Source organism: Paraglaciecola sp. L1A13, from assembly GCF_009796745.1.
Classification (GTDB): Bacteria; Pseudomonadota; Gammaproteobacteria; order Enterobacterales; family Alteromonadaceae; genus Paraglaciecola.
Genome location: NZ_CP047024.1, coordinates 3,178,538 through 3,204,461 on the forward strand (window position 1 = coordinate 3,178,538; position 25,924 = coordinate 3,204,461).

19 protein-coding genes and 1 pseudogene are annotated in these 25,924 nt (G+C 44.1%); 13 read left to right on the plus strand and 7 right to left on the minus strand.

The window, feature by feature from the left end:
* Window positions 1-253: 253 nt before the first annotated feature.
* Window positions 254-1,771 carry a DUF3360 family protein gene (locus GQR89_RS13290; protein WP_158770487.1) on the minus strand — a complete coding sequence of 506 codons (1,518 nt, stop codon included), beginning with the start codon at window positions 1,769-1,771 and terminating at the stop codon, window positions 254-256.
* A 734-nt stretch (window positions 1,772-2,505) separates the two neighbouring features.
* Window positions 2,506-2,979: a MarR family winged helix-turn-helix transcriptional regulator gene (locus GQR89_RS13295; RefSeq protein ID WP_158770488.1), complete on the minus strand. Its 474-nt coding sequence runs from the start codon at window positions 2,977-2,979 to the stop codon at window positions 2,506-2,508.
* Between the two features lie 301 nt (window positions 2,980-3,280).
* Between GQR89_RS13295 and hmgA the strand changes: the two genes are divergently transcribed.
* From hmgA to GQR89_RS21555, 7 genes are all read left to right on the plus strand, one after another.
* Window positions 3,281-4,585, plus strand: a complete 1,305-nt coding sequence (hmgA, locus tag GQR89_RS13300; RefSeq protein ID WP_158770489.1) for a homogentisate 1,2-dioxygenase — start codon at window positions 3,281-3,283, stop codon at window positions 4,583-4,585.
* A gap of 30 nt (window positions 4,586-4,615) precedes the next feature.
* Entirely contained in the window at window positions 4,616-5,929 is a 1,314-nt protein-coding gene (fahA, locus tag GQR89_RS13305) for a fumarylacetoacetase (RefSeq protein WP_158770490.1), read from the plus strand.
* Window positions 5,926-6,582 (plus strand): maleylacetoacetate isomerase, encoded by a 657-nt coding sequence (maiA, locus tag GQR89_RS13310; protein ID WP_158770491.1) that lies wholly within the window; start codon window positions 5,926-5,928, stop codon window positions 6,580-6,582. The genes fahA and maiA overlap by 4 nt, the downstream gene beginning before the upstream one ends.
* A 131-nt stretch (window positions 6,583-6,713) precedes the next feature.
* Complete coding sequence (locus GQR89_RS13315) at window positions 6,714-7,043, plus strand: Plug domain-containing protein (protein WP_158770492.1); 330 nt, start codon at window positions 6,714-6,716, stop codon at window positions 7,041-7,043.
* Between the two features lie 261 nt (window positions 7,044-7,304).
* Entirely contained in the window at window positions 7,305-8,237 is a 933-nt protein-coding gene (locus tag GQR89_RS13325) for a glyoxylate/hydroxypyruvate reductase A (protein WP_158770494.1), read from the plus strand.
* 294 nt (window positions 8,238-8,531) lie between these two features.
* Window positions 8,532-8,975 carry a DUF1624 domain-containing protein gene (locus GQR89_RS21550; protein ID WP_233268969.1) on the plus strand — a complete coding sequence of 148 codons (444 nt, stop codon included), beginning with the start codon at window positions 8,532-8,534 and terminating at the stop codon, window positions 8,973-8,975.
* Between the two features lie 175 nt (window positions 8,976-9,150).
* Window positions 9,151-9,453 (plus strand): hypothetical protein, encoded by a 303-nt coding sequence (locus GQR89_RS21555; protein ID WP_233268970.1) that lies wholly within the window; start codon window positions 9,151-9,153, stop codon window positions 9,451-9,453.
* Between the two features lie 53 nt (window positions 9,454-9,506).
* Here the strand turns inward: GQR89_RS21555 and GQR89_RS13335 are convergent, their stop codons facing one another.
* Complete coding sequence (locus tag GQR89_RS13335; RefSeq protein ID WP_158770495.1) at window positions 9,507-10,433, minus strand: bestrophin family protein; 927 nt, start codon at window positions 10,431-10,433, stop codon at window positions 9,507-9,509.
* 470 nt (window positions 10,434-10,903) lie between these two features.
* Between GQR89_RS13335 and GQR89_RS13340 the strand changes: the two genes are divergently transcribed.
* Entirely contained in the window at window positions 10,904-12,535 is a 1,632-nt protein-coding gene (locus tag GQR89_RS13340; protein ID WP_158770496.1) for an FMN-binding glutamate synthase family protein, read from the plus strand.
* Between the two features lie 97 nt (window positions 12,536-12,632).
* Here the strand turns inward: GQR89_RS13340 and GQR89_RS13345 are convergent, their stop codons facing one another.
* Window positions 12,633-13,859, minus strand: coding sequence for a threonine/serine exporter ThrE family protein (locus tag GQR89_RS13345; protein WP_158770497.1), 1,227 nt, complete (start codon window positions 13,857-13,859; stop codon window positions 12,633-12,635).
* Between the two features lie 299 nt (window positions 13,860-14,158).
* On the opposite strand from GQR89_RS13345, the gene GQR89_RS13350 reads away from it, so the two are divergent.
* From GQR89_RS13350 to GQR89_RS13370, 5 genes are all read left to right on the plus strand, one after another.
* Window positions 14,159-14,839 carry an SDR family oxidoreductase gene (locus GQR89_RS13350; RefSeq protein WP_158770498.1) on the plus strand — a complete coding sequence of 227 codons (681 nt, stop codon included), beginning with the start codon at window positions 14,159-14,161 and terminating at the stop codon, window positions 14,837-14,839.
* A gap of 533 nt (window positions 14,840-15,372) precedes the next feature.
* Window positions 15,373-16,620, plus strand: a complete 1,248-nt coding sequence (locus tag GQR89_RS13355; RefSeq protein WP_158770499.1) for a cytochrome C — start codon at window positions 15,373-15,375, stop codon at window positions 16,618-16,620.
* A 392-nt stretch (window positions 16,621-17,012) separates the two neighbouring features.
* Window positions 17,013-17,672 (plus strand): hypothetical protein, encoded by a 660-nt coding sequence (locus GQR89_RS13360; RefSeq protein WP_158770500.1) that lies wholly within the window; start codon window positions 17,013-17,015, stop codon window positions 17,670-17,672.
* Window positions 17,673-18,038: 366 nt separating this feature from the next.
* Window positions 18,039-19,550: a hypothetical protein gene (locus tag GQR89_RS13365; protein WP_158770501.1), complete on the plus strand. Its 1,512-nt coding sequence runs from the start codon at window positions 18,039-18,041 to the stop codon at window positions 19,548-19,550.
* 295 nt (window positions 19,551-19,845) lie between these two features.
* Window positions 19,846-21,525: a DUF3466 family protein gene (locus tag GQR89_RS13370; RefSeq protein WP_158770502.1), complete on the plus strand. Its 1,680-nt coding sequence runs from the start codon at window positions 19,846-19,848 to the stop codon at window positions 21,523-21,525.
* Between the two features lie 179 nt (window positions 21,526-21,704).
* Here the strand turns inward: GQR89_RS13370 and eat are convergent.
* The 3 genes and pseudogenes from eat to GQR89_RS13385 all read right to left on the minus strand — a co-directional run bounded on the left by eat (window position 21,705) and on the right by GQR89_RS13385 (window position 25,513).
* A pseudogene (eat, locus tag GQR89_RS13375) lies at window positions 21,705-23,110 on the minus strand (ethanolamine permease).
* A gap of 64 nt (window positions 23,111-23,174) precedes the next feature.
* Entirely contained in the window at window positions 23,175-24,080 is a 906-nt protein-coding gene (gene eutC, locus GQR89_RS13380; RefSeq protein ID WP_158772267.1) for an ethanolamine ammonia-lyase subunit EutC, read from the minus strand.
* A gap of 26 nt (window positions 24,081-24,106) precedes the next feature.
* A complete protein-coding gene (locus GQR89_RS13385; RefSeq protein ID WP_158770503.1) occupies window positions 24,107-25,513 on the minus strand; it encodes an ethanolamine ammonia-lyase subunit EutB in 1,407 nt (468 codons plus the stop codon).
* Between the last annotated feature and the right edge of the window lie 411 nt (window positions 25,514-25,924).

A 25,924-nucleotide genomic window follows, 5' to 3' on the forward strand; every position in this document is an offset into this window, starting at 1 on the left:
CACGGGAGTGACCATATATGTCTTTGTAACTCTCTTTGTAACTCCGGAATTTTCTTGTTATCGCAGATAAAAGCACTAATACGTAGGCGGTGCAATTTTGAAGGGATAGAATATCAGCCGCTAAGTATAATGCAGCGATACTCAAGATTACGTTGCGTTCTTACTAGGTATGCCAGTAAACGTTGGCAATTTTGGCAATTTCTTGCTTTAAAGCAGCAGTAAGCGCAGACCACGGCATGATCTGCGCGTACTATTAATGCCGGAAGTCTGACATCAGTGCGGGTATGCCTGGCAGCATGCCGACCATTGCCATTACCAGTGTGAGTAATACAAACATGACCACAGGAATGATCCAGCGGCTCATATGGGTTAACTCAGCACTTCGTTTTTTACAGCCAATAAGGCCCAGGTTATCCAGCAACATAGTAAGAGACCAACCAAACGCGGGGTTAACCAAGGTTGAGGCGAACACCACAATGGCTGCTGATTGAGTGGTTTTACCTTCACGGGTCATTTCCATACCTGCTTCAAGCAATGGAATAAACACCCCCACGATTAATGCCACACATAATACGGGCTGCCAAATCGCTAAATCCATGGGGTAACCCCACACCCCGGCGATAATACAAAATAATGCAGTTAATATAGCGCCAGCGGGAATTGGCCGTTTCGCAATGGCGGCCGGTACGATATAGGTCCCCCACGAAGACGCGAAATTCGAGCCACCTAAAATAGAGCCAAAGGTCTGCCTGACCGATGCGCTGAGCATCGTATCGTCAATGTTCATTTGCACTTTTTCTGTCCGCTCTGGATAGCTTATTTTTTGAAATACTTGGTGACCTAAGAAGTCTGGCGACCACATGGCTACGGCGAGTACGGCAAACGGTAATACAACCACGAAACTTTCAAGGGTAGGCATACCTAGCATCCATCCAGTATTTTCGCCCCACCAATACATAGGATTGACATTAGGCAAGCCAGGGGCTGTTTTAAATTCAAACGGCGCCCCTAATGAAAACGCGGTCACCCCACCTATTAGGCAACTTAGTGGTACTGCTAACCAACGTTTTTTGAAGTGTTCTAGCAATGCATATAATAAAATAGTGGCCAGAATGACAATAAATGCAATATGGGTCATTTGAATGTCTTCTGCCCAAGAAAATAGTTTCTTCACTTGAGAAATAGTGCCGATAAAGCCGAGGTACAGTAGCAGCCCCCCACACACACCTTTACTGGTGAGTCGAGCCAGTAAACTTCCCCCTTTACTCAGCGCGAGAATTAAGCCGAACGCCCCAATGAGTAACCCAAACGCCATAGGGTGACCGCCTGCTGCAACAACAATTGGAATTAACGGGATAAGCGGTCCGTGCGTACCTGCTAAATTGGCAGTCGGTAAGATAAAGCCCGAAAATATCAGAATGAAAACAGCAACAATGAATAATTCATAGCGCACATTCTCTAAAACAAAACCGTCGCTTAAGCCTAATGTTCCGGCAAACGTACCCGCAATCGCACTAACCATAACGACTTTGCCGATAGTGCCTGCTAATGCGGGGATCGTATCTTCAAATTCGAAGCGATAATCTCGAAAGGGTAAATTAGGCCGCCAGCGCTTTGGCTGCATAATTTGCAGTTCATGCTCGAGGTACTCGTCTCTGGTGTCGAACTCAGAACTGGGTTTATGCAGATTTTCATAGCTATCAGAAATGGGCTGCGGGTCCTCTGTCTGTGCGGCTTCGGGACTATTGTCATACTGCGACGTGGTATTCATAATATTTCCTAACGCATAGTGATTTGCTCAAAATAAAAATAAACGCTTTGTTTGAAGCAAATGAATGTCGATGCGGCAGGGTAAGTCAGCCATTGGCAAATGGCGATTAGGCAAAAGGTCTTATACGACCAGGTACAAGGGTGTATTTATGCACCTGAGAACGTTAAAGAAGACGATAACTATTATTAGAACATCAAAATAGAATGAATAATTATCATTAAAATCAATAATTTAAAACGAAACTCTAATTTACTGCATTCAATTAAAAGTAAGATTACCTCATGCTAGTCTAGACAAATAAGTTAACCATAAGACTTTGGTCTTATGGTTAACTTATGGTTAACTTATGGGCTATTGCAGCGGCATTTAATCCCGCAAAAGGCCGCTAACTAATACCTTTTTTATAAATATCAATAAGACACTCGCCAATGATCTTAAACGGCTTAATATCCACCATCATCTTTTCAAATTCGGTGCTTATTGAGCGCAGAACACACCAAACAAAATGAAGTGAGTTATGAATAGAATTTTCAAGATAATCTTACGTCCAAGCGCTATCTTTACGAGCTTACCAGTCTAATAGTAGACAAATCCACTAGCGATCAAAACCCTCTCTAGGCGTAGCCCAGTAATGGATCATAAAGGTAATTCGAGATGAAATGCAATCCGAGGCAAAGAATATGTTCGTTCTCGCAGCTCAAATTATTCTCACTGGCATTTTTACTCGATTTTACTTAATCACGCTCATGAGGTTGATTGATTTCATGATGTTGGGCAGCCATTTTGATCACTTGGTTATCAAGCTTTTCTATGATGCGCATTAAATTACGGTACTCGTTCGTATCGAGTACACCTAATAATTCTTCCTCCCACGCTAGGGCTTTTGGGGAAATAGTCCGGTATTGAGCGTGCCCTGCTTCGGTTAACGATAAATAAGCGGCGCGATTATCTTTCGGGTCTGTTTCGCGCAGCAACAAAGCTTTATCTTCAAGCTGTTTAACCGCTCGCGACACTTTAGATTTATCCATCAAGGTCAGCTCAGCAATATCTTTTGCATTGAGTTTTCCATATTCCCCCAGACAAGCCAATAAACGCCAATCAGGAATAGCCAGCTTAAATTCCCCTCGATATGTCTGTGAAAATGCATTGCTAATGCGCGTGGCTAAATTGACCATTCGATAAGGTACAAACAGTTTAAGTAAAATCATTTTAAACGCCGTATAGAGTCATGGTTGTCTCGCGCGTTGTTGCGCACAATTCGATTAGGTTCTGGGGCATAAAGCTTACACTTCAAAGCACCACCACGCCACAATCACTTAATCTCAAGTAAGAGCAGTTAAAGAAATCTTTACGATAAAAGGCATTAGAAAATCGCTAAATAGTCTTATATAAGCACGATAAACTTGCATAAATGATATACAAGCTTATAAATTAATCTCATATGAGAATAATACCTATAAGTAAATTGTTGCTGCTTTAGCTTTACCCGTAGGTGATTAAGAGGTGCGTATGGCGAACGATGTGTCAATAAATAAGCTGTATGGGTTTAATAATGAACACCAAACAGAGGCTTTGCCTGGCGCGTTGCCTATCGGACAATTCAGTCCACAGCGTTGCCCTTATGGGCTATATGCAGAGCAATTTAGTACCAGTGCTTTTACGCGGCCACGGCATCAAAACCGCCGTACTTGGACCTATCGCATTCGCCCGTCGATTGCCATGGGCGACTTTAGTAAAATAGATAAAGGCCATGTACGTTCAGGGCCCATCACTGATGCAGACTGCCCGCCCAACGTGATGCGCTGGAACGCCCTTCCCTTGCCCATGGAGCCCACCGACTTTATCGATGGTTTGACAACGGTTGCAGCAAACGGGGATGTTCGCGCCCAAACAGGCATTGGCATTCATATCTATGTGGCGAATAAAACTATGGGCTCTCGGTCATTTTATTCTGCCGACGGCGAGTTGCTCTTTATCCCGCAACTTGGGGCGTTTAGCGCCATAACTGAAATGGGTAAGCTACATATAAAGCCCGGGCAGATCCTCGTTATCCCCCGAGGTATAAAATTTAAAATAGAACCCACAGATGGGCCCATTCGCGGCTACATCTGTGAAAACTATGGCAGCCCAATGGAGCTAGCTGAGCGCGGGCCTGCCGGAGCTAATGGCTTTGCAAATCAAAGAGATTTTGAGTATCCCCACGCGCGCTTTGAAGACACCGAGGGGCAGCACCAAGTCATTGCAAAGTTTTGTGGCGAGTTTTATCAGGCAACACAAAATTATAGCCCATTTGATGTGGTGGCATGGGTAGGCAATAGTGCTCCTTATAAATACGACCTATCCCGTTTTAATGTGCTCGGCACTGTGAGCTTCGACCATCCTGACCCATCAATTTTCACCGTACTGTCCTCGCCTAGCCCAGATACTGGTGTAGCAAATGTAGACTTTGTTATTTTTCCGCCGCGCTGGATGGTAGCCGAAAATACCTTTCGGCCCCCTTGGTATCACAGAAACGTAATGAGTGAGTTTATGGGTTTAATTGAAGGCACTTATGACGCCAAAGAAAAAGGCTTTTCCCCCGGCGGCTTCAGCCTGCACAACTGCATGACGCCTCACGGCCCGGAAGCAGACGTATTTGATAAAGCAACCCACGGCGAACTTAAGCCTCAGCGTTATGAAAATACCATGGCTTTTATGCTGGAGTCTCGTTACGTCATTGGGCCTACAAAATTTGCACTTAATGCCCTTCAGCGCCAGAAGAATTACTTGGACTGTTGGGGCGACCTTAAAAAACATTTTAACGGCCAGCCATAGTCGCCGGCCCGCTATTAAGGAATTAATAAGATGACATTGATAAACGCAACACATGATCCTGCCCGCAAAAGCTGGGTGAGCTCGGCTAATGGCCATTCGCAATTTCCGATTCAAAATTTACCGTTCGCAATTTTTCGTGAAACGGGATCTAACGGCACTTGGCGCGGCGGTGTTGCCATTGGCGAAAAGATACTCGATATGGCAAAAGTCGCGAAACTCAATATATTAAACGGCGATGCCCAGACAGCGGCACAAGCTGCAGCGCAGACGAGTTTAAATACCTTAATGGGCTTGGGCCTTAAGGCAAATTCAGCCTTGCGATCTGCGTTGTCAAATATGTTAAGCGAAGGGTCTACAAACCAACGTGTACTTGAAAATTGCCTAGTTGCACAACGCTGCGTTGAATATGCCATGCCTTGTCAGGTAACAGATTACACCGACTTTTATACGTCGATTCACCATGCAACCGCAGTCGGTAGTTTGTTTCGTCCAGACAACCCTTTGTTACCTAACTATAAATGGGTACCGATCGGCTATCACGGACGCTCGTCAAGCATAGGCGTTTCTGGTCAAACCTTCCCGCGTCCTGTGGGGCAAACTAAAAAACCTGATGCCAGCACACCAGATTTTGGCCCCTGTGAACGACTGGACTACGAATTAGAAATGGGCGTGTTTATCGGCCAAGGCACACAACTTGGACAACGCATTGATATTAGTGCTGCGCAAGAGCATATTTTCGGCATGTGTATTTTAAATGATTGGTCTGCGCGCGATATTCAAGCCTGGGAATACCAACCATTAGGGCCATTTCTAGCAAAAAACTTCGCTTCAACTATTTCCCCTTGGGTGGTAACCAACGAAGCGCTTGCGCCATTTAGAGAAGCATTTACCCGCCCTGAGAGCGACCCGCAACCCCTTGAATACTTAACCAGCGAAAGCAACACCCAAGCAGGTAATTTAAATATTGAATTGAGCTGCTTTATTCAGACCGAAGCGATGCGCAGTGCTAAGCAAGCACCGCAGCTATTGTCTGAATCAAACTTTAAGCATGCCTACTGGACTCCAGCACAGTTAGTCACCCACCACAGTGTCAATGGCTGCCCCATGACCCCAGGTGATTTGTTAGGCTCGGGCACCCAATCTGGTCCAGAAGCCGATGAAGCCGGCTCGCTACTGGAGCTCAGCCAAGGTGGTAAAAAATCACTGACACTGGACAACGGCGAGACTCGCACATTCTTACAAGACGGCGACGCCATTATCATGCGCGCCCACTGCAGTCGCGAAGGCGCGGCTACCATAGGTTTCGGAGAGGTAGTAGGTACCTTACTACCAGCCGTATTATGAAGCTATACAGCTACTTTCGCTCTTCTGCCGCATACAGAGTAAGAATTGCCCTTAACCTGAAAAAAATAGAGCATGAATTAGTGACGGTTAACTTACTGAAAAGCGAACAACTGTCGGCAGATTATAATGCTTTGCAGCCTCAGGGCTTAGTGCCCTGCCTGCAAATTGATAGTGGTGAAGTGATCATTCAGTCTGGGGCAATTTTGGCTTATATTGAGGCGTTATATCCTCAATATCCATTGATGCCAGAAGATCTATTGGCAGCCGTCAACGTCCGTAGCCTAGTGGATATGATTGCCTGTGATATTCACCCCGTGAACAATCTGCGGATCTTAAAATATCTGAGCAACGATCTAGCCGTTGATGATAAGCAAAAAAAAGCGTGGTATCGCCACTGGATCGAACAAGGTTTTTCCGCCATCGAACAACAACTTGCAAAGTACCAAGATAGATCCACAAACACCTTGAGTTACGCCATGGACCAAGCAGTGACTATGGTTGATCTCTATTTGGTGCCGCAAGTATACAATGCGCTGAGGTTTGAGGTCGATATGCAAGCCTACCCCAATATTATGCGTGCCTATGATGCCTGCAATAAACTCGATGCCTTTATTCAAGCTGCACCGCAAAATCAGCCCGACAGCACCCTTTAGTTCAGGCGAAATCGCGTCGTTTACACAACACGTAAACAAAAATGGCTGTTAGCTCAAATACCGTCGATAAGCATTAACGATGCCTTAGCATTATCCATAAAGCCTAACGAGTTTGTGGCAATATAAGAAGCGTGTCAGAAGATACTGACTTTGCGCTAACGGTTTCATTTGCACTAAGTTTTAATACGCCAACGCAACAAAAAGCAACCGATAATAACGAATTGGAGCGCCTCAAGGTCAGACATCAAAAACAGCCCTATAGCGGTGATGTTCCACTTAAATCGTCCCCCCAAGCTGTTAGCTTGGTTTCCGATGTATTATTACAAGACGCAGGCATAGTTGATTTTCGGAACGCGCTAGCGTTTGCTAGCTGCATCGTTCGTCAAAATTCATTTGGTGATATGTACGATAGCCTCTTTATACGCGGCTTTGCTGGTGACGAAAACTTACCTTCAGGCTAAAACCATCGATCCTAATTATGTCTTGTTTTCCTGCATACACCCTTGCGCGAACCTTTGCTTCAATGCACATAAATGAACAAATAAAATTGATCTTCGATATAGACAATTTATTCGATGAAGAATACTACGTTAGTTCTTACTCAGCGGTATGGACAATACCTGGCTCGCCACGCAATTACCGCATCAGTGTTAGTTATCAATTTTGAGAATAAACAGTTTACAATATAAAGGCTTAGTAAATAAAATTGAGGTGCAGTGCAGATGACAATTAATATTCTTTTTCGTGGTCCCCAAGAGCGCAATGATTGTTGGCAAGCGTTATTTGCTGACGCCCTGCCCGATGTTGCATGGCATCATTGGCCAAAAATAACAGACAAAGCAGCCATAGAGTTAATGATTGTCTGGAAACTGCCCCGTGATTACCAACAAGATTATCCCAACCTGAAAGCCATATTTTCAGTCGGGGCTGGCGTTGATCAACTCGACCTCGCCACTGTACCAGAGCATATTCAGGTAATACGTATGCTTGACCCTGGCATTGCAAAAGGCATGAGTGAATTTATTGCCATGCACGTGTTGAATATTCACCGAGATACCTTCGCTTATATCAACGCCAATAAATCGGCCACTTGGCAGCAAATCCCTACAATCGAGAATCAACAGCGTCGTGTGGGTATCTTTGGTTTAGGTCATTTAGGTCAAGTCGCCGCAGAAAGCCTTTTACAGCTAGGCTTTAGTGTAAATGGTTGGAGCCGCAGTGCTAAGAAAATAAGCAACGTGAACTGTTTTCATAGTGACGATCGCTTGCACACTTTTTTGTCTCAGAGCGATATTTTGGTCTGCCTACTACCCCTTACCGATCAGACACGAGGCATACTCAATCATGAAACACTCAGCCAATTACCCAAAGGCGCCAGCGTCATAAACGTAGGACGTGGTGAACAATTAGTGGCCCAAGACTTATTGGCGCTGCTCGATGAACAGCACCTTGAGTACGCTGTGCTAGATGTTTTCGACATCGAACCTTTACCTGAAGCGCACTCGTTTTGGCAACATCCACGTGTGCTCGTTACGCCACATATCGCTGCCATAACGCAAAACGATAGCGCAGGCAAAATGCTAGTTGAAAATGTACAACGCTATCTCGATCAACAGCCGATGCGTGGCATTGTTGATCGCTCATTGGGTTATTGAACAGTGCATTAAATATACTACCGCACGTACTAGGAGTTGCTAAATCAACTTAGGCTCTGCGCAATGTGCAGATGAGTTGCATACGCCGAAAAAGCGTATCGCTTCGATCGATATTTTACAGGGTTTGGTAATGTTATTAATGTTGGTAGAGCATGTGCGTGAGCGTATGTTCTATCACCAGAATGTTACCGATCCAATGGTCTTAGACACCACCAGTACTGAGCTTTTTTCACCCGAATGACCGCTCATCTGTGCGCACCCGTATTCGTTTTCTTAATAGGTTTATCAGCTTAGTTGTACGCCCATCCTCATAACAAGGCCACACGCTCTGCCAGCGGCTTCTTGTTTAAACCAGGGCTGTTTATTATTGTTATTGAAGTCACCTTGATTAATTTTTCTTGGTTCGGCAACTATGACGTCTTGTACTTACAGTTTATGTGGGCCATCGGATTTAGCATGGTCATTTTATCCGCCATGGTAAAAGTGAACTACTGGTTGATTGACGCGCTTGGTTTGCTTATTGTATTTGGCCCCAATGCCCTTGCATTTGTAAATTTCACACCGGACGAAACAGCTTATACCCTATGGACTATTTTCCATGACCGAGGCTGGTTAATTACTGATGGTGCCGTCAGAATCAAAGCGTTATCCCCTGAATTGCCTTGGATTGGAGTGATTTTCCTAGGTTACTTCGCCGGTCCAATATACGCTCGAACGATGCTGGCGATAAAATGTTAAAAAATACTGTTACTCGGTGGCTTATGCGCTTTGATACTATTTTTGATCTTACGTGGTTTTAACGTCTATGGAGAAACCTTGCCGTGGCAAGCCGGGAGTACCTTGGTCGAGAGCCTAAAATCGTTTATTAATTACACAAAAGTAACCGCCGTCACTCGATTATAGACTGCTCACATTGGGCCTTGCCTGGTTGCTGCTATGCGCATTAGAAAACGTTGATAACAAAATAAGCAAAATAGTTGAGCGTTTTGGTTCGTCACCAATGTTTTTCTTTATTGTGCACTTGTATCGGTTGTCAGTTTTATATCGAATATTGTCCGCGCAATTTGGCACCAATCAAGGGGACGAATTTGCTGTTAATCACGTTTGGCAAGTATGGGCCATCGCTGCACTTTTAGCCTTAGTCCGTTACTATCCCACCATGGTCTTCTCGCGCTTTAAAAAACGCTCAACCATGCCTTGGGTGAAGTACCTATAGGCTAAAGCGATATCGTACGTAATGTTGCTCTTATCCGCATCGTCTGGGGCCATTTATTCCAGACGGTGATCTTGCGGCTGAATAGGTTCTGGTAGCACTTTCTCACCCAAAATATCCAGTAAGTTAATTTCAATCGTTCGGGAAATAGCATGCAAAGGTAAATGGTTTGCAGAAAGACCAAAGGGCTGTGCCAACTCTTCACTTAACGCATCTAAGCCAAAGAAGGTGTAAGCGATAATAGCGCTAAATAAAGGCGTAACTAATCCTTGTGATGCCACAATACCAAAGGGCAAAATAAAACAATATAAATAGGCTGTACGCTGAACGAGTAACATATACGCAAACGGTAGCGGGGTATTTTGAATACGCTCACAAGATGCCTGCACGTCGGCCAAAGCCGTAATCTGTTTATTCAAACTGGCCAATAAAATGTCTGAAAATAAATTTTTTCGTCGGCAATCTGCCAATTTTTGTCCAATCAAGCGCAATATGGCATCAGGCAAGCTATTCGCTCTTTGCAAAAATAGTGCATCATCTTGTGTTACATACTTTTCAATATCAGGCCAAGGGTCTGACTGACGTAATTCATGGCGTAGTGCATGGCCAAATGCGATGATCAGATTTATTGCATAACGTTGTGCAAATGCGCCTTCTTCATCATTACCATCAATATACGTCACCAACTGTCGGGACAAACTGCGCGATGCCACAATTAAATGCCCCCATTGCTTTCGCGCTTCCCACCAGCGGTCATAACTAGCGTTATTTCTAAAACCAAGAAATAACGATAATGCCACACCGAATAATGCCACTGGAGCCAAAGTAAAGTGTGGAAAAACAGCGGGATAATAATACTGGGTAAAAGCAACGCCAATGCCTAACAGCGTGATAAAAATTATTTTGCCATAAATTAGCGGCAAAACTGATCCACGTAGAATGAAAAATAATCTAAATGAATGAGGAGTATCGCGAATAATCATAAGTACCTCAATCCTGAAATTAAGCTCAGTATTATAAAGCTAAAAGTGGGATCCGTTTGTTAATAAATTGAGTAATAAATAATGTATACAAAACGTTGTGGCACGCAAGGAGTTAGCCTGTTAATAGTTAAAGTTCTTAGGCTGCCCTAGATACTAGATACTGCCATTTTCAGTCATAGCTAGGTGATAAAAGGCTTAGGCAAAAAGTCCCAGTCATCCCGACATTATCTCCTCGCGCTTTCGATGTTTCCTCTCAGATAGATGGAAGCAGCGCAGGTTGGGTGAGTTTTGTGGTCTGAATACAGGCGATAACCTAATTTTAGTAGCGCTACAGTAATAGATTTTATTTTGAACTAGATTTACCCTAGTTGCATTGAAATATGCGTAACTGAAAAACTTGAACGAAGTTCCCTTGTCACTGGGTCTGATATATATCTGCCTTAAAGAAACCAACAAGATAGTGAGCAATAATGGAAAAAAAATTAAAAGAAATCGCCATATGGACTGCTATAGCGATACTAGTCGTCAGTTTATTCTGGCTTTCTGCATTATGGTTATTCGTGCTGCTTATCCCGCTCGTGGCGCTAGCCTACTCTGACTACAATCAAACCAGCCACAGTATATTACGCAACTATCCGATAGTCGGTCATGGCCGCTGGATAATGGAACGCTTGAGGCCGTTCGTTCGTCAGTATTTTTTCGAATCAGAAACGGACGGCAAGCCTATTAGCAGAATGTTCAGATCATTGATTTACCAGCGCGCAAAAGGAAGTTTAGATTCAAATCCTTATGGCACAAAGATCGATACCCAACGCGTAGGCTACGAGTGGATAGGCCATTCAATGGCAGCTAAGCATCACGACAGCGATCGTCCCGCTCCTCGTATTATGGTTGGTGGACCTGATTGCACGCAGCCTTACGAGGCTAGCTTTTTTAATATCTCCGCGATGAGCTTCGGTGCCTTAAGTGACAACGCCATACGTGCTTTAAATAAAGGGGCTTCAATTGGCGGCTTTTATCACAACACAGGTGAAGGTAGCGTTAGCGACTACCATCTAGAAAATGGCGGAGATATAGTATGGCAAATCGGAACAGGCTATTTTGGTTGTCGTGACAAAGAAGGTAAATTTGATCCTGAGGCCTTTCAAAAAATTGCGCAAAATGATGTCATTAAAATGATTGAGATAAAACTCAGTCAAGGGGCGAAGCCTGGTCATGGCGGCTTGTTACCAGCCGATAAAAACACCAACGAAATAGCCCGTATTCGTCTTGTCGAGCCCGGTACCCAAGTCGACTCGCCACCTTCACACAGTGCATTTGATACTCCCCTTGAAATGATGCAATTCATCAAACAGTTACGTGAGCTATCTGACGGTAAGCCCGTAGGGTTTAAATTATGTATCGGTCGTGCCAGCGAATTTGTGGCCGTGTGTAAAGCGATGCTCGAAACAGGCATAAAACCAGATTTTATTACCGTTGACGGTGGCGAAGGTGGCACTGGCGCAGCACCGCTAGAGTTTTCCAACTCAGTAGGTATGCCATTGCGTGAAGCACTGTCATTTGTTTGTGATGTGCTCGTTGGCTTTGATCTTAAAAAAGACATACGTGTTATTGCCAGTGGCAAAACCTTTAGCGGTTTTCATTTAGTGAAGAATTTAGCCCTTGGGGCCGATATGTGTAACAGCGCTCGGGGCATGATGGTCGCTCTTGGATGCGTGCAATCATTAGAGTGCAATACCAATAAATGCCCTACAGGTATCGCTACCCAAGATCCTAAGTTAACCCGAGGCTTAGTGGTACCCGATAAAGCTGAGCGCGTAGCGCGCTATCATAAAGCCACGGTCAATTCAGCATTAGAGATCATTGCTTCAGCAGGACTACGTGACACGTCCGATTTAAATCGCTCACATATATTCCGCCGAGTTAGCGAAACAGAAGTTCGCCGTTTCGATGAGATTTACGCCAGTCCAGTTCCGGGTAGCTTCTTTCACGAAGATACCCCAACCAAATTTGCTCAAGCACTAGCTGAGTCTTGTGCAGAAAGTTTTTTGCCGAAACATTTTGTCGCTGAAACAGATGAGGGTTTAAAAGAGGTGAGTTAATCTTTCTTATGATTAACGTGCGTTACAGATAATAAAAAAGAGAGCAATGCTCTCTTTTTTATTATCTCAAATCAACTGGCAACTCTTTTTGTGCAAGCTATAACGCCTTTTTCGTTGGCATCACAACGTTAGCAAAGATTAAACCAGCAATCAGTGACATAAATATCAAAAAGGTTTCTTGGCCGATATGTTCTGCTTGCACGAAGTCTTGCCCTGATACGAAAGAGTTTAAACCAATATAAGTTTTTGAACCTGGCACCAGCACAATTAAGCCTTGCATGCTCACCAACGACGCTGGTGCGTTAGCAATACGGGTGAATAAATTTGCGTAAACGCCCAGTGCAAATGCACCTACAAAGGTGCTTAAGCCTTGCTCAAAATAAGCCGAGCTCCACACTGTTGCACCATAACCAATAAAGCCTGATAACAACGCCCACGGGATATGCTTTACTCTGGTTCTGAATATCACTACTAGGGCCAAACAGAGCATAAATATAGCGAACCAACGCGTCCATTCTGGTAATGAATAGGCAACCTGTGATTCATTCGCCCCGAACAAACCAAAGCCAATGCTGATCCCTAGAAATGCGCCAAAATACAATTTGAATAATTGCATGACCGCATCCATTATCCGAGCCGTACCTGACACCAAATTACGTGAAGATAATTCAGCTAACCCCATGGTTAACGCCAAACCCGGCACTAAAATAATAACCGATGAAAGCACCACCAGCGGAATATTAATCCCATGATCAAAGTAAAAGCTGATAGCACAGGCCACCAACCCCGCGATAAGTGATGCAGCGGGCTCTAACATCAACGTGACGCGTTTTGATATTTGCGACCACAAGACTAAAAAGTACACTATCAAACCGATTAGGGCGGTCCATAGTATTTCCTGCCAACTCGCCCCCATCAACATGGCAAAGGCACCCGTGGCGCCACAAAAACCTAGCCCAGTTAATACTTTGCCATAAGGACTCGGCATTTGATTAATCACATCTAGTTGATAATCCGCTTCTTCAAGACCGACCTCTCCGGCCAGCAGACGCGTTGCCAATTCGTCTGTACGCGATAAGGCGTTCATATCGTAATCACCGGGCTGCACGCGCACTGAGTGATTGTATTCATCTTCGCGTCTGTCGCTCCAAATTACGAACGTCAACGCGGTAGGGGTAGCAATAAAAGAAGCTCGAACACCCAGATAAGTAGCGAGCTCAGTCAGATAGGCTTCTAAGCGAAACGCAGGTGTACCGTATTTGTGCAACATAATGCCCAATTTAACGATAAATTTTCGAATTTGAATAAACTCTGCTGTATTCACTTAACACGCCTTATCATCATAAATATTTAACTGAAACCGTCGGCTTATACCGAATTCTCGCGGATTCTAGTGACAATTAGACCGCTGCACAACGCACATTTATTACCCATGTTGGATTAAAAAAACTAATCCTTAATTTCCTGATGAGCTACCTAACAAATTAAAATTTCCACAGTCGGTATCACGCCCGATCTTATATCTCCGATTAGTGCTTAATTTTTCTTAAGGATTGAATTTCAATAAAACAGCATCAGTTCTACACAGTGAACAAATTTTTAACTTTATCAGGAGAAAGTAACATGGCTAAAGAGAAAGTCGTATTAATTACTGGTGCATCAAGCGGCATCGGTGAAATGACTGCAAAAATTCTTGTGCAAAATGGTCATAAAGTGATTCTAACCGCCCGTAGACAAAAGCAATTAGACGAACTCGTAGATTACTTAGGTGAAGAGCATGCCTTTGCAGTTGCCGCCGATGCCACTAACATTGACGAGCTAAATAAGGTTGTTCAGGCAGGACTGGAGAAGTTTGGTCGCTTGGACGTAGCATTTGCCAACGCCGGAACAGGCGTGTCTACTTCCGGCACAGAGAAAGGTGATCCAGACGAGTGGAACGCTATGCTCAGTATCAATATTAACGCACTGCTTTACACTGCCAAGCTTACCCTCCCCCATTTGCGTGAGTCTGTGGGACAATTCATTATCACCAGTTCAGCCGCGGGCCGTCGACCCATTAAAGGCTCGGTTTACGGCGCAAGTAAATGGTTCGCTTACGGATTCGGCCAAAATCTGGCTGAAGAAATGGCCGACTGGGGAGGCAGATGCACCACTATTACACCTGGTATGGTAAATACGCCCTTCTTCGATGAAGCTAAACCTGACAAACTTGCCCCTGTTGACGTAGCCGAGGCGGTCTTATTCGCCATAGAGGCTGACAAGCGCAATTCAGTGCGAGAAATATTCTTAATGCCCACGAACTGATCGGTCATTGACTAGGCTTACGATTTAACTGGCCTAATTTATAAACCCACAACGTCTTACAGCGATTGTCCGCCGCAAGACCGAGCGACTGGTAAAGTACTTTCTGTATGGTCGGGCATCGAATGTCGGGCATCGAATGTCGGGCATCGAATGTCGGACATCGAATGTCGGGCATGGAATGACGGCACTCGGTGATCCTTGTGTATTGCACAGCACGCCATATGTGCAGCTCGAAAATCATTCAAACCCGATTTAGTGATAGCTATCATGGCCCAATAAGCTCCGACACTTATTTCCATAATTTTAGTTAGATATTGTATTTAAAAAAACATATCACTTAACACCAACAGCCAAGCTGTATTTCATTTTATATTCAACCACTATCTGTTCTCATTTATGACTGTTAAATAGTCTTCCACCGGACTATATTATTGAATTATATCTTGCATATTAACGGGATATTTTATCGTCGAACATGCGTAACATTTTATCTAATTCCGGCTTGTAATGGATTTTTCTATATGGGGGAAACAATGAATATACTGTTTAAACTGTTTATTTCGCTGGGAAGCATTAATCTTCTTAGTCCCGTAATCGCTCAAACTGAAACCAGTAATTCGCCCAGCGACCCAGGCAAAAAGTTGATCCAAGGTCAATGCACTGTGTGCCATCAGCTCAATCGGATCACGCAAAGTTCTGGCTATACTCGATCCGGCTGGCAAGAATTGATTGCGACTATGGTGAACTTAGATGGGAATCCAAACCGTGAAATGATAACGGCTTACCTAGCGAATCACTTTCCTCAAAATAGCAAGAACAGCCCTCAGTTACTCTCTGGCAGCACGTCGATCACTTTCAAAGAATGGACAGTACCTACCTTAGGCCAACGGGCTAGAGATCCAATACAAACACCCGATGGGGCCATATGGTGGGCAGGACAATGGGGAAATCTAATTGGCAAAATCGACCCAACAAATAATGAAATGACCGAATACCCGCTGCCAGTAGGCTCAATGCCCCACTCAGTCACGCACGACCAAGCGGGAAATATATGGTACACAGGCAACAAAAACGGCACTGTGGGTAAGCTCACTCCTAGTACTGGCGAGATAACCACTTTTAAAATGCCAGACCCTGATGCCAAAGATCCTCATACGGCTATTTTCGATAGTAAAGGTGCTATGTGGTTTACATTGCAGCACAGCAATATGGTCGGCAGACTTATACCTGAGACGGGCGATATTAAGCTTGTCACAATGCCAACCAAAAACTCTCGGCCATATGGCATAAAATTAGACTCTAACGGTAACCCATGGGTAGCGTGTAATGGCAGCAACTGCCTAGTAAAAGTCAATTCACAGACAATGCAATTACATGAATATAAGCTCCCAGACCCAGCAACAACCGTTCGGCGTCTCGATTTCGCCAGTGACGGCATGCTGTGGTATGTCAACTCCAGCCAAGGCCGCTTGGGCCGGTTCGATCCTGTTAGTGGTATAGCAAAAGAATGGTCATCTCCCAGTGGCCCGAAATCCCATCCTTATGCCATAGCGGTGGTCGATAAGGTAATTTGGTACAACGAGTCTGGCATGAGGCCCGATACACTCGTTAGGTTTGAACCTAACACGGAAACATTTCAGAGCTGGCCAATCCCCTCTGGCGATGTATACGCCGGGATAGTAAGACATATGCGAGCAACGCGTGAAGGTAATCTGCTGATACATCAAAGCAGCACCAACCGGATTATTTTAGTCACCCCCCAATATAGCATCAAATTTTGATTTACCAATACGCTAGGTGCATTTCCCTAGTGAAGATAATTACCACGTATATGGCAATAACCACGACGTTTGGTGGCTGTTGTATGGCCACTGCGGCTAGGTGTAAAGTTCACTAGGTGTAAAGTTATTAGCGCTATCCTCTGGTGACGCTTAGAGCGTGTCAGACTCTTTTACAGTATTTCATTAAAGCAATATTCTATTTGCCATTCTCAAGGATAAGGCCTTGAAGTATTGGGTAAATATATTCTCTGGTTTAAAAAATGCATTATACATCTAGCAATACAATTACGGATGTTGTTATGCCCTATTTCTTGATGTTAGCGGACATATATCAATAAATTTATTTTTGAAAAATACAAATTGTATCAAGACAAAAAATAGGAGAGTTTTTTATGTCACATAAAATCACGTTAATGCTGCTTGTTATCAGTTGTAGTTTTATTATCGGCAATGCAAAAGATGCTAATGCTTCATTATTGACTGATGCAGATGGATTAAATGTTGGAATGTTTGTAGAGGGATCAACTAACAACTTGTTCGGCCTTGTTGGTACAGGGGTCGACGCAAATAATTTAGCTACGGGATATATACCTAATGTAACGTTTGGTCCAACACTTCCTGCAGTGATCCCCGACAATACGCAAATGGCGGTTACTTTTTTTGACGAATTAATCACTATTCGACAATTTTTAAATAGTTCCGGTAACGATCCTAGTGGTTTTTTCTCGATCACAGACGGCTGGAATATGATTATCGAAGATATTGAATGGCCTGATGGAAGTGAAATTATTGGTGCAACTATTAGCGACAGCACTTTTTTATCTGCGTTTACTGTGGATTTTACAGCCACTAGTGTCAGTCTACTTTACGCCGGAAACGAACAGATATTAATAGATGACGAATTAGTCGCTACATTAAATCTAGAGGTCGCTCGCCCCACTGTGAATGCATCAGCACCCGCAATGGGCTTAGTAATCGTCCTCAGCGGTTTTATCTGCGCTTTCCTAAGAAAAAAGAGAACGCCACTCACTCACATTTTATTTTGGCGCTAGGGTCGCCATCTATGGCATAGGTAACGCTATAAAACGCTAAATACGATAGTGCTAAAATTCAATATCACGCCCATCTTCTGTGGGCGTTTGTGTTCAATATCCCTCAGTTAAAACCTCGTTGCAGTTCAAATTCACAAGCCAGTATTTTTTATCAATATTTGGCATTTTTCTTGTGCGTATTTGTATGTACCTCCATGACTTCTGCCAAGTTTTGTCTAGAAGTGCCAAGTAATTGTCAAGGAAGGTAAAGATTTCGTAAAGACCAGTTACACAGGTGAACTTATCGTTTAAATAGTCAGTCGGAATCGCAAACCATCATCAATCATTGATGAAGCACCGCATATCTATAATAAATCTGGAGATACAATGAAGTTAAGCAAAACGCCCTCGTCAATATTACGATCCCCCGTACTTTACGTGGGCATGGCATTACTAACCCTTAGTGGTTGTGGTTCGAGTGATGACGACAACACGGGCTATATTCGTTTTTATAATGCCTCATACAATGCTCCCGCAGTATATCTGACAGTAGACGAAGATCTCGATACCGATGATGACGATGAAGTTGAAATTACCTACAGTTCAGTTGAATTCGGTGGCGTAACATCAAATAACGCCTTAAATAACGATACCTACTGGGTTGAACTTGGTTGGCAAGACGAAGACAGCAGCGATCGCAGTGATCTTGAAGTCATTTATCAAGAGCAGCATAAAATTAGAAATGATTATATTACCTTCGTTGCACTGACCGATGATATTCGCGAACCTACCATACTGACTTTTGATATCGAAGTGGTTGATGACGACGACGATGATGATGATGACTTGTTTAACGTGCGTTTCTTAAATCTAAACACAACATACTCTTCAGTAGATGTTTATATGTCTGAAGACAATGAAACGTTTAATGAAGCTGAATTTGTTTCAAACGTAAGTCTTAATACCTTGACCGAGAATTTTAAAGTCGATCAAGACCAGTATATTTTTTATATTACAGAGCCAGGTAGTGACGAACCTATCTTCACATCTGAAGATATCTCCTATTCGGTTGTTAGCCAATATTTAGTTGTTTTGCGTGACAACGTAGGCGTAGGCAGCTCACCATTCACCATAGACAGTATTGGTGTTAATAGCGTAACTGAATTAAACGACGTTGATTCAGAAGCTTCTTTCGGTTTCTACAACGGTATAGCAACCAACCGCTATATTCCTGATTATACGGGCGTAGTTAGTCTTAATGTTGATTTAGACGACGACAGCGAACTTAAAGTAGATGATTTAGCCTACGGTGAATTCAGTGAAACCACCACGACAGCTAATGGTGACTACTCATTTGATATTTACAACGCCGATACTGACGAGCTTTTCATTCATGACGCGCTATTAAGCTTGGAAGAAAATGCCAATAACATGGTGTTTATCTACGCGAAAACTGATGCTATCGACGACGATGAAGACGATATTATCGATGAAAACGAAGACGGGATTGTTGATGATTATGAATCTATCATTAAATCAATCACGATTACCAAGAGCACCAGCTCTAGTATCTATAGCCACGGCATAAAGGTTGTTAACTTAAGCGATTCTGACGATTTTAGTCGCGTTAAATTCTACTTTGTAGAAAGTGATGAGGTTATTTCCACTGCTGACAATACTCTTTCTGTTCTTCAAGAAAGTAACAGTTCAATTAGCCTTATCAACAACACTTATTCTGTGTACGCCATCGCCACAATTGAAGACTCAGATATTATTATGGACAGCTTTCAACTTACGCTAGATGAAGACAGCGTTGAGCAGTTCTTGATATTTGAAGCTGATGATAGTTCTTCTACTGGCTTTAGTATGACGTTAGTCGATCAGAACCTAGACGATTAATCGAGTTTAATTAAGTTGCGCCAGCCTGACTCATCATTGTACAGGTTGAGCGCCGCTTTATGCTCGCTCAAGTTTTACGCCCTAATTTCATATTTGGGGCCTCCAGTTACCAATCCTTTTAACGTTTTACTGCGCGTTACGATCTGTATTCACAGGGAACGTACATGAACAAAATTTAGGATTGAGTTTGAAGTTTTACCTGAAGCTTTGGCGAAAAATGATGCTCAAACCTCAGCAAGAAAATGAGCAAGTAACGAAAGAGACCCATGAAACACAGTTTTAAGCAGGACTCCAAATGAAAAAAACAAGATTGGCAGCACTACTATCCAGCGCATTTCTATCTATTCCCTCTGCGTTTAGTGCTCAGTATGAAGTGGTTGAGATCCCGGCTGCGCAGCTAGGAGAGGATTCCTATCCCAGTGCCATCAACGATATAGCCGAAATTACGGTCAACTTAATTTCTCAATATAATCCCGTTATTGATGTCACGTTACTTGATTTTGATTCTGCCACATTGATAGCTAGTTTAACGAATATAGAAAATGCCAAGTCCGGTGATTTCAATACTGCCGATTATGAACTTTTATATACGTATATTGTGGCCAATGACGAGAGTCAGTTTTTTCAGCAAATTGCCAGTATAAACAGCTACGTCGCTACAGAAGACACCAGTACTTTACTACACGGCTTTGACACGATTGACTCCAACACTGACGATTACCGTAACAGCGCCAAAACGACTGTGCGAGGTATTAATGAGTCAGGTTATACCGTTGGGCTAAGTTACGATGGCTTTTACACCCTAGACTATGTAAACGAAAACATTGAAGACGTTACCTATGTATTAAACGACTTTTACGCCCGCGCGTTTGCGCAGATCGGCGATGATGTAATCGAACTTGCACCACCAGACGATACAATCGGTGGTTATAGCGAAGCCTATGACATAAATGAACTGAATCAGGTTGTGGGAATTGCAACCACTGAGCTAGTGTCAGATACATTAGAGGACAGTATTGAAGCCTGCAATGATGAAGACGAGCGAGGTGATGTACCGGTAGAGTCTTGCTTACGTAATTTAAGTATCAATACTTATGCAAGCTTGAGTACTGTCTTTCAAAGACGGGGCGTTATATGGCAACTGGATGATGGTAACGTAACTGACACCCTTGAACTGCCCATGCTTATTGAACCAGATGATGATGACACCACTGTCTATAGTAGTACTGCTGTAGCAATCAATGATTTCGGTATTGCTGTCGGCACCTCGCCAGCTTATTACAACTTCACTGACACATTAACGTCTGCCGCCGTAATATATGACAACGATAAAGCTTACACCATCAGCGAAGACAACGATGAAGAGTACGATGTTTTCGCGAGCTACGCGACTGACATTAATAATAATGATTTAGTGGTAGGTTACGCCACAAAAAGCGTCTTAGGCTCAAGCGCAAGTAAGTTCTTTGTTTATGACTATGATACTGGACTGATAGATTACCCAGATGACTTTTTCGATAGTGCATCGACAATCCCAACAGCGATTAACGATGACAATATGGTTGTAGGTTATACTGAATATGAAGAAACAAGCTCTGGGGTACGGAGAGTTGAAGGATTTTTATATGATTACCGCAACGATATATTCTCTGGCCTAAATGACTTAATCGAATGTAACAGTCCTTACACTATTGCTCAGGCTAACGGCATCAATGAGAATAACGAAATCATTGCCACCGCTACCATATCAACGGTCGATAGAGATATCACCGGAGAAATCGCGCTAGACGAATACGATGCAGAGTCATACTCCACTCACGTTGTTGCGGTAAAACTTGTACCGATAGCTGGAGGCTCAATAGACAACTGCGACGTGTACGAAGAAGAGTACGAACGCCAAGGCTCCAGTGTATACTGGTTATTATTTATAGGCCTATTGGGCTTTGGGCGCTTCATAGGTTTCGCAAAAAAATAACATATCTAACATCAATGGGATAAATTCATTCTCATGCAAATCAAATGCCCCCCAATGGTTGGACTATCCAACTATTGGGGGGCACGTTAATGACGGAGGTCTTTATTAATCCGTTAAAACAGCGCTCCTTCTTCACACTTATACCTGCATTCTTCCATTTACTGATAATCTAACTCGGCTTAATCGGCTATCGCTAGTTCAGATTCCGCTTCTTGTAACATGGCAAATTCTTCTTGCGCACTGTGGGCCACAAGATGCTTTCGACTATAAGCAAAATAATAAACTGTACCGATTGCAAATAAGATAACGGTATACAAAAATGCACGGGGGTCAAACGCATAAACTCCTGTCAGAGCCACTAAAGATAGCACTAAGGCAATACCTGAGGTCAGTATGCCACCAGGTGTTTTATATGGGCGTACTAGCTCAGGTTGTTTAACGCGCAGCATGATGTGACTTAGCGCCATCAATGCGTAAGACACGGTCGCACCTACAACGGCCATAGCCAACATTAGGTCGCCTTCGCCACTTAACGATGCTAGAAAACCGAAAATACCCGGTACTATTAACGCTCTGACAGGTACTTTTCGCTTACTGGTCAGCGATAAACTTCTCGGTAAGTAGCCGGCACGGGATAAAGCAAACACCAATCGGCTGTAACCGTAAATAATTGAGAAAAACGAAGCCACCAGTCCAGCGAGTCCTAATACATTTACTAAGGTTGCTAAGCGACTGTTACCCGTGGCATTTAGCGCGTCAACGAGAGGTACTGCACTGGTCCCCATAGCCGCTGCTCCCCCCTGCGCCGGGAACAAGCACTACCACAAGTAACGCTGTAAACAACAGAAATATCATCGCGCCGATTATCCCCTTGGGCACATCTTTAGCCGGGTTTTTTGCTTCTTCAGCAGCAAGGGGCACCCCCTTCAACGGCCAAGAATAACCACATAGCAAAGGGGAGCGCCGCCCACACCCCATACCAGCCCATAGGCAAAAATGCACTGGCACCAAAGGCATCACTAACGGGTAAATCAAATAGCCGTGCGCCATCGAAGTTACCTAGTAATACTGCTGCAGTAGCAATAATGGCAAACACGGCTAGACCACTTATCACCATCATGACCTTAAGCGCTTCTCCCACTCCAGCAAGGTGAATACCCACAAAAATTAGGTAAAAAGCCCCATAAACCCAAGGCCCATCAAAACCCGTGAGGGCCTGTACCGCGGAGCCGATAAATATCACTATGGCGGCAGGCGCTAAGGCATATTCAATCAATACCGCCAGACCCGTCAAATAGCCACCAGTGGGGCCCATTGCCTGCCGGGCAAAACTGTAACCGCCCCCAGCAGCAGGAATTGCCGCTGACATTTCCGCTAATGACAACACAAGCGTTAAATACATCATCGCCATCAATACAGCAGCGATGGCAAAACCGCCCCAACCAGCTTCAGCAATACCGAAGTTCCAACCTGCAAAATCTCCAGAAATTACATAGGACACGCCTAGTCCAGCCAGTAATATCCATCCAGCTGTACCGTGTTTAAGTTGTCTTTTGGCAAGGTACTCTTTGTTAGTATTTGACATGCGTTGCCTTCTCCAACTGTGGTTTAGTTTTTATGTATAGCGCTAAATCATTACGCCAAATGCGTTATTCACCGGACAGCAAAAAATTTTTATTGTGAGTTTGGTTTTCAATCACGTCGTCTTGGCTACGATCCTTAAGGTTCACCCCAGAGAGTTTGAGTCGCCTAGCTTCACGCAGCAAATATAAAGTGCGCTTAGCCGCCTCTTCGAATGCCAGACCAGCAGGGCGAATATTTGAGATGCAATTACGGCTCGCATCATTTAAACCCACTTGAGGCTGCCAAGTCAGGTATACACCAAGACTGTCCGGTGAGCTTAATCCCGGTCGCTCGCCGATAAGCACCAATACCACTTGAGCGTTGAGTAATGCCCCCACATCATCACCAATAGCGACTCGGCCTTGTTCAACTATACTGAACGGTGCCAAACGCCAAGGTTGTGGCTCATCCTGTAGCAACGCGACAAGGTGTTGAATATAAGGCACGGCATTTTGCTGTACTGCCAATGACGATAAGCCATCGGCGATGACAATCGACAAATCATATTTCAATTGGGCATCTACCCCTTGTTGTGCCATATAACGTTGTAACGAAGCGCGTGAAGGGTCATTAAGCTTTCTACCAAGATCTGGCCGCTGCAAATACGTCATTCGGTCATACGCCTCACTGTGCAAAGCAATCGGCAGACTGGGTGTGCAATAGACTTTATCGTCTTTGTTCGATTGGCTATCTAGGGATGCGTTAAATGGACTGAGCTGTTCGCACAAGGTGTCAACGTTTAGTGGTAAATTCACCGCATCTCGAGCTTGGGCATGTGATAACTGAAAGCCAAGCATTTCTGATGTGGGTAAGCTAATACCAGCGCGACCTAAGCCAATGCGCGCGTCAGTATAGCTGCGTAACGTGCGCCATGGGTTATCTACCACCCTGCCATTTATTTGGTGAGGATTTTGTTCAGATTTATCTATCATTTCAGCTGTGTTTGACGTTAATTTTTTCAACGTGACGATCCTCCTACAGCTTTTAACGAACGAGCGAACGGACCAGGTATGGTGTCTGATAAAATATGCTGCCCCCCATTGCCCATAATTTTCATCTGGTGTAACCACTGTTCAAATTCCGGTGCGGCCCGAGAGCCGAGGACCCGTCTTACATATAAAGCATCGTGAAATGATGTGGTTTGATAATTCAGCATAATGTCGTCTGAACCGGGGATCCCCATTACAAATGAGCACCCTGCCACGCCTAGTAGGGTCAGTAGGTTGTCCATGTCGTTTTGATCCGCTTGGGCATGATTGGTGTAACAGACATCACATCCCATCGGCAGACCGAGTAGCTTGCCGCAAAAATGATCCTCTAGCCCCGCACGGGTGATCTCTTTGCCGTCAAACAAATATTCTGGCCCGATAAATCCCACTACGGTATTCACCAACAACGGATTAAACTTGCGCGCGACAGCATAAGCTCTGGCTTCACAGGTTTGCTGGTCAAGTCCATGATGCGCATTAGCAGATAGCGAACTCCCCTGACCGGTTTCAAAGTACATCACATTGTGACCCACAGTACCCCTTTTCAAGCTTAAAGCGGCGTCTTGCGCTTCAGCCAACGTGGCTAAGTTGAAACCAAAACTACTATTAGTCGCCTGTGTGCCGCCGATTGACTGGAAGACTAAATCCACTGGCGCGCCAGCCTCTATACACTCGATGGTGTTGGTCACATGGGTAAGCACACAACTTTGGGTAGGAATCGCGTATTTTTGAATCACATCATCCATTAAATGCATTAACTTAATGGCTTGGGCAACGTTATCCGTAGCGGGATTAATACCGATAACCGCATCACCGTTACCATACAGTAGGCCGTCTAAAATACTCGCCGCAATTCCATTTATATCGTCGGTCGGGTGATTCGGCTGTAACCGTGTAGACAAGTGCCCAGGCAGCCCAATAGTATTGCGAAATGCACTGCTCACATGACATTTTTTCGCCACTAAAATTAAGTCTTGATTACGCATAATTTTACTGACCGCAGCAGCCATTTCAGGAGTCACGCCCTGCCGTATTTGTGCGAGCACGTCACTGGTTGCATGATCGCTCAACAACCAGTTTCGAAAATCTCCTACCGTTAAATGGGCAATAGGCGCAAACGCCGTGTTGTCATGCTCATCCATTATTAAGCGGGTAATTTCATCATTCTCGTAAGGCACCAAAGCTTCGTTTAAAAAGGTTTTAAGCGGCACGTCTGCAAGCGTAAGCTGAGCTACAGCTCGCTCCTGTGCCGACTGAGCAATCACCCCAGCTAATCGGTCCCCCGATCGCTGGGGCGTCGCTTTGGCCATCAATTGCGCCAGATCTTTAAATTGATAGGTCTTACTACCCAAGGTGTAGCGATAGGCCTGACTCATAGAAATACCTCGTGTGATTAACTGTGGGTCCCGTTTGGGCACCACTTTTTTACTTAACACACTTATTATCGTTTAATAATTCATAATGACGCAGTTGCTTAAAGCGTACCGATTGAATATCAAGTTTTGCCAAACTTGATTTATTTAAATTAATCAATAAGTTAATCATTTTAAAATATAGATTTTGATGGCTAAATTGACAAAAAAAATTAACAAGCACGGCCATGAAGCACCATATTCGAACTACCGCACCGCAAAAGCGCACTCTTGCACCGCTGAACTTCGTTTAAATGCTAGTTATTAAGCAACCAAGCGCTCTTGCCCTGGTATAGCGAAATCGTATGTCACAGGCAAGCCTGTTGCGTGGCATTCCGGCAAATGGATTTGACAGTCAAAATCACGCTTGAGATG

What these genes read in the sequence shown, in the direction of transcription:
- GQR89_RS13350 (WP_158770498.1), top strand. Translation starts at nt 14,159, where the DNA reads ATGGCTAAAGAGAAAGTCGTATTAATTACTGGTGCATCAAGCGGCATC.
- hmgA (WP_158770489.1), top strand. Translation starts at nt 3,281, where the DNA reads ATGGCGAACGATGTGTCAATAAATAAGCTGTATGGGTTTAATAATGAA.
- GQR89_RS13325 (WP_158770494.1), top strand. Translation starts at nt 7,305, where the DNA reads ATGACAATTAATATTCTTTTTCGTGGTCCCCAAGAGCGCAATGATTGT.
- GQR89_RS13290 (WP_158770487.1), bottom strand. Translation starts at nt 1,771, where the DNA reads ATGAATACCACGTCGCAGTATGACAATAGTCCCGAAGCCGCACAGACA.
- GQR89_RS13295 (WP_158770488.1), bottom strand. Translation starts at nt 2,979, where the DNA reads ATGATTTTACTTAAACTGTTTGTACCTTATCGAATGGTCAATTTAGCC.
- GQR89_RS13370 (WP_158770502.1), top strand. Translation starts at nt 19,846, where the DNA reads ATGAAAAAAACAAGATTGGCAGCACTACTATCCAGCGCATTTCTATCT.
- GQR89_RS13385 (WP_158770503.1), bottom strand. Translation starts at nt 25,513, where the DNA reads ATGAGTCAGGCCTATCGCTACACCTTGGGTAGTAAGACCTATCAATTT.
- maiA (WP_158770491.1), top strand. Translation starts at nt 5,926, where the DNA reads ATGAAGCTATACAGCTACTTTCGCTCTTCTGCCGCATACAGAGTAAGA.
- GQR89_RS13365 (WP_158770501.1), top strand. Translation starts at nt 18,039, where the DNA reads ATGAAGTTAAGCAAAACGCCCTCGTCAATATTACGATCCCCCGTACTT.
- eutC (WP_158772267.1), bottom strand. Translation starts at nt 24,080, where the DNA reads ATGATAGATAAATCTGAACAAAATCCTCACCAAATAAATGGCAGGGTG.
- GQR89_RS13340 (WP_158770496.1), top strand. Translation starts at nt 10,904, where the DNA reads ATGGAAAAAAAATTAAAAGAAATCGCCATATGGACTGCTATAGCGATA.
- GQR89_RS13360 (WP_158770500.1), top strand. Translation starts at nt 17,013, where the DNA reads ATGTCACATAAAATCACGTTAATGCTGCTTGTTATCAGTTGTAGTTTT.
- fahA (WP_158770490.1), top strand. Translation starts at nt 4,616, where the DNA reads ATGACATTGATAAACGCAACACATGATCCTGCCCGCAAAAGCTGGGTG.
- GQR89_RS13355 (WP_158770499.1), top strand. Translation starts at nt 15,373, where the DNA reads ATGAATATACTGTTTAAACTGTTTATTTCGCTGGGAAGCATTAATCTT.
- GQR89_RS13335 (WP_158770495.1), bottom strand. Translation starts at nt 10,433, where the DNA reads ATGATTATTCGCGATACTCCTCATTCATTTAGATTATTTTTCATTCTA.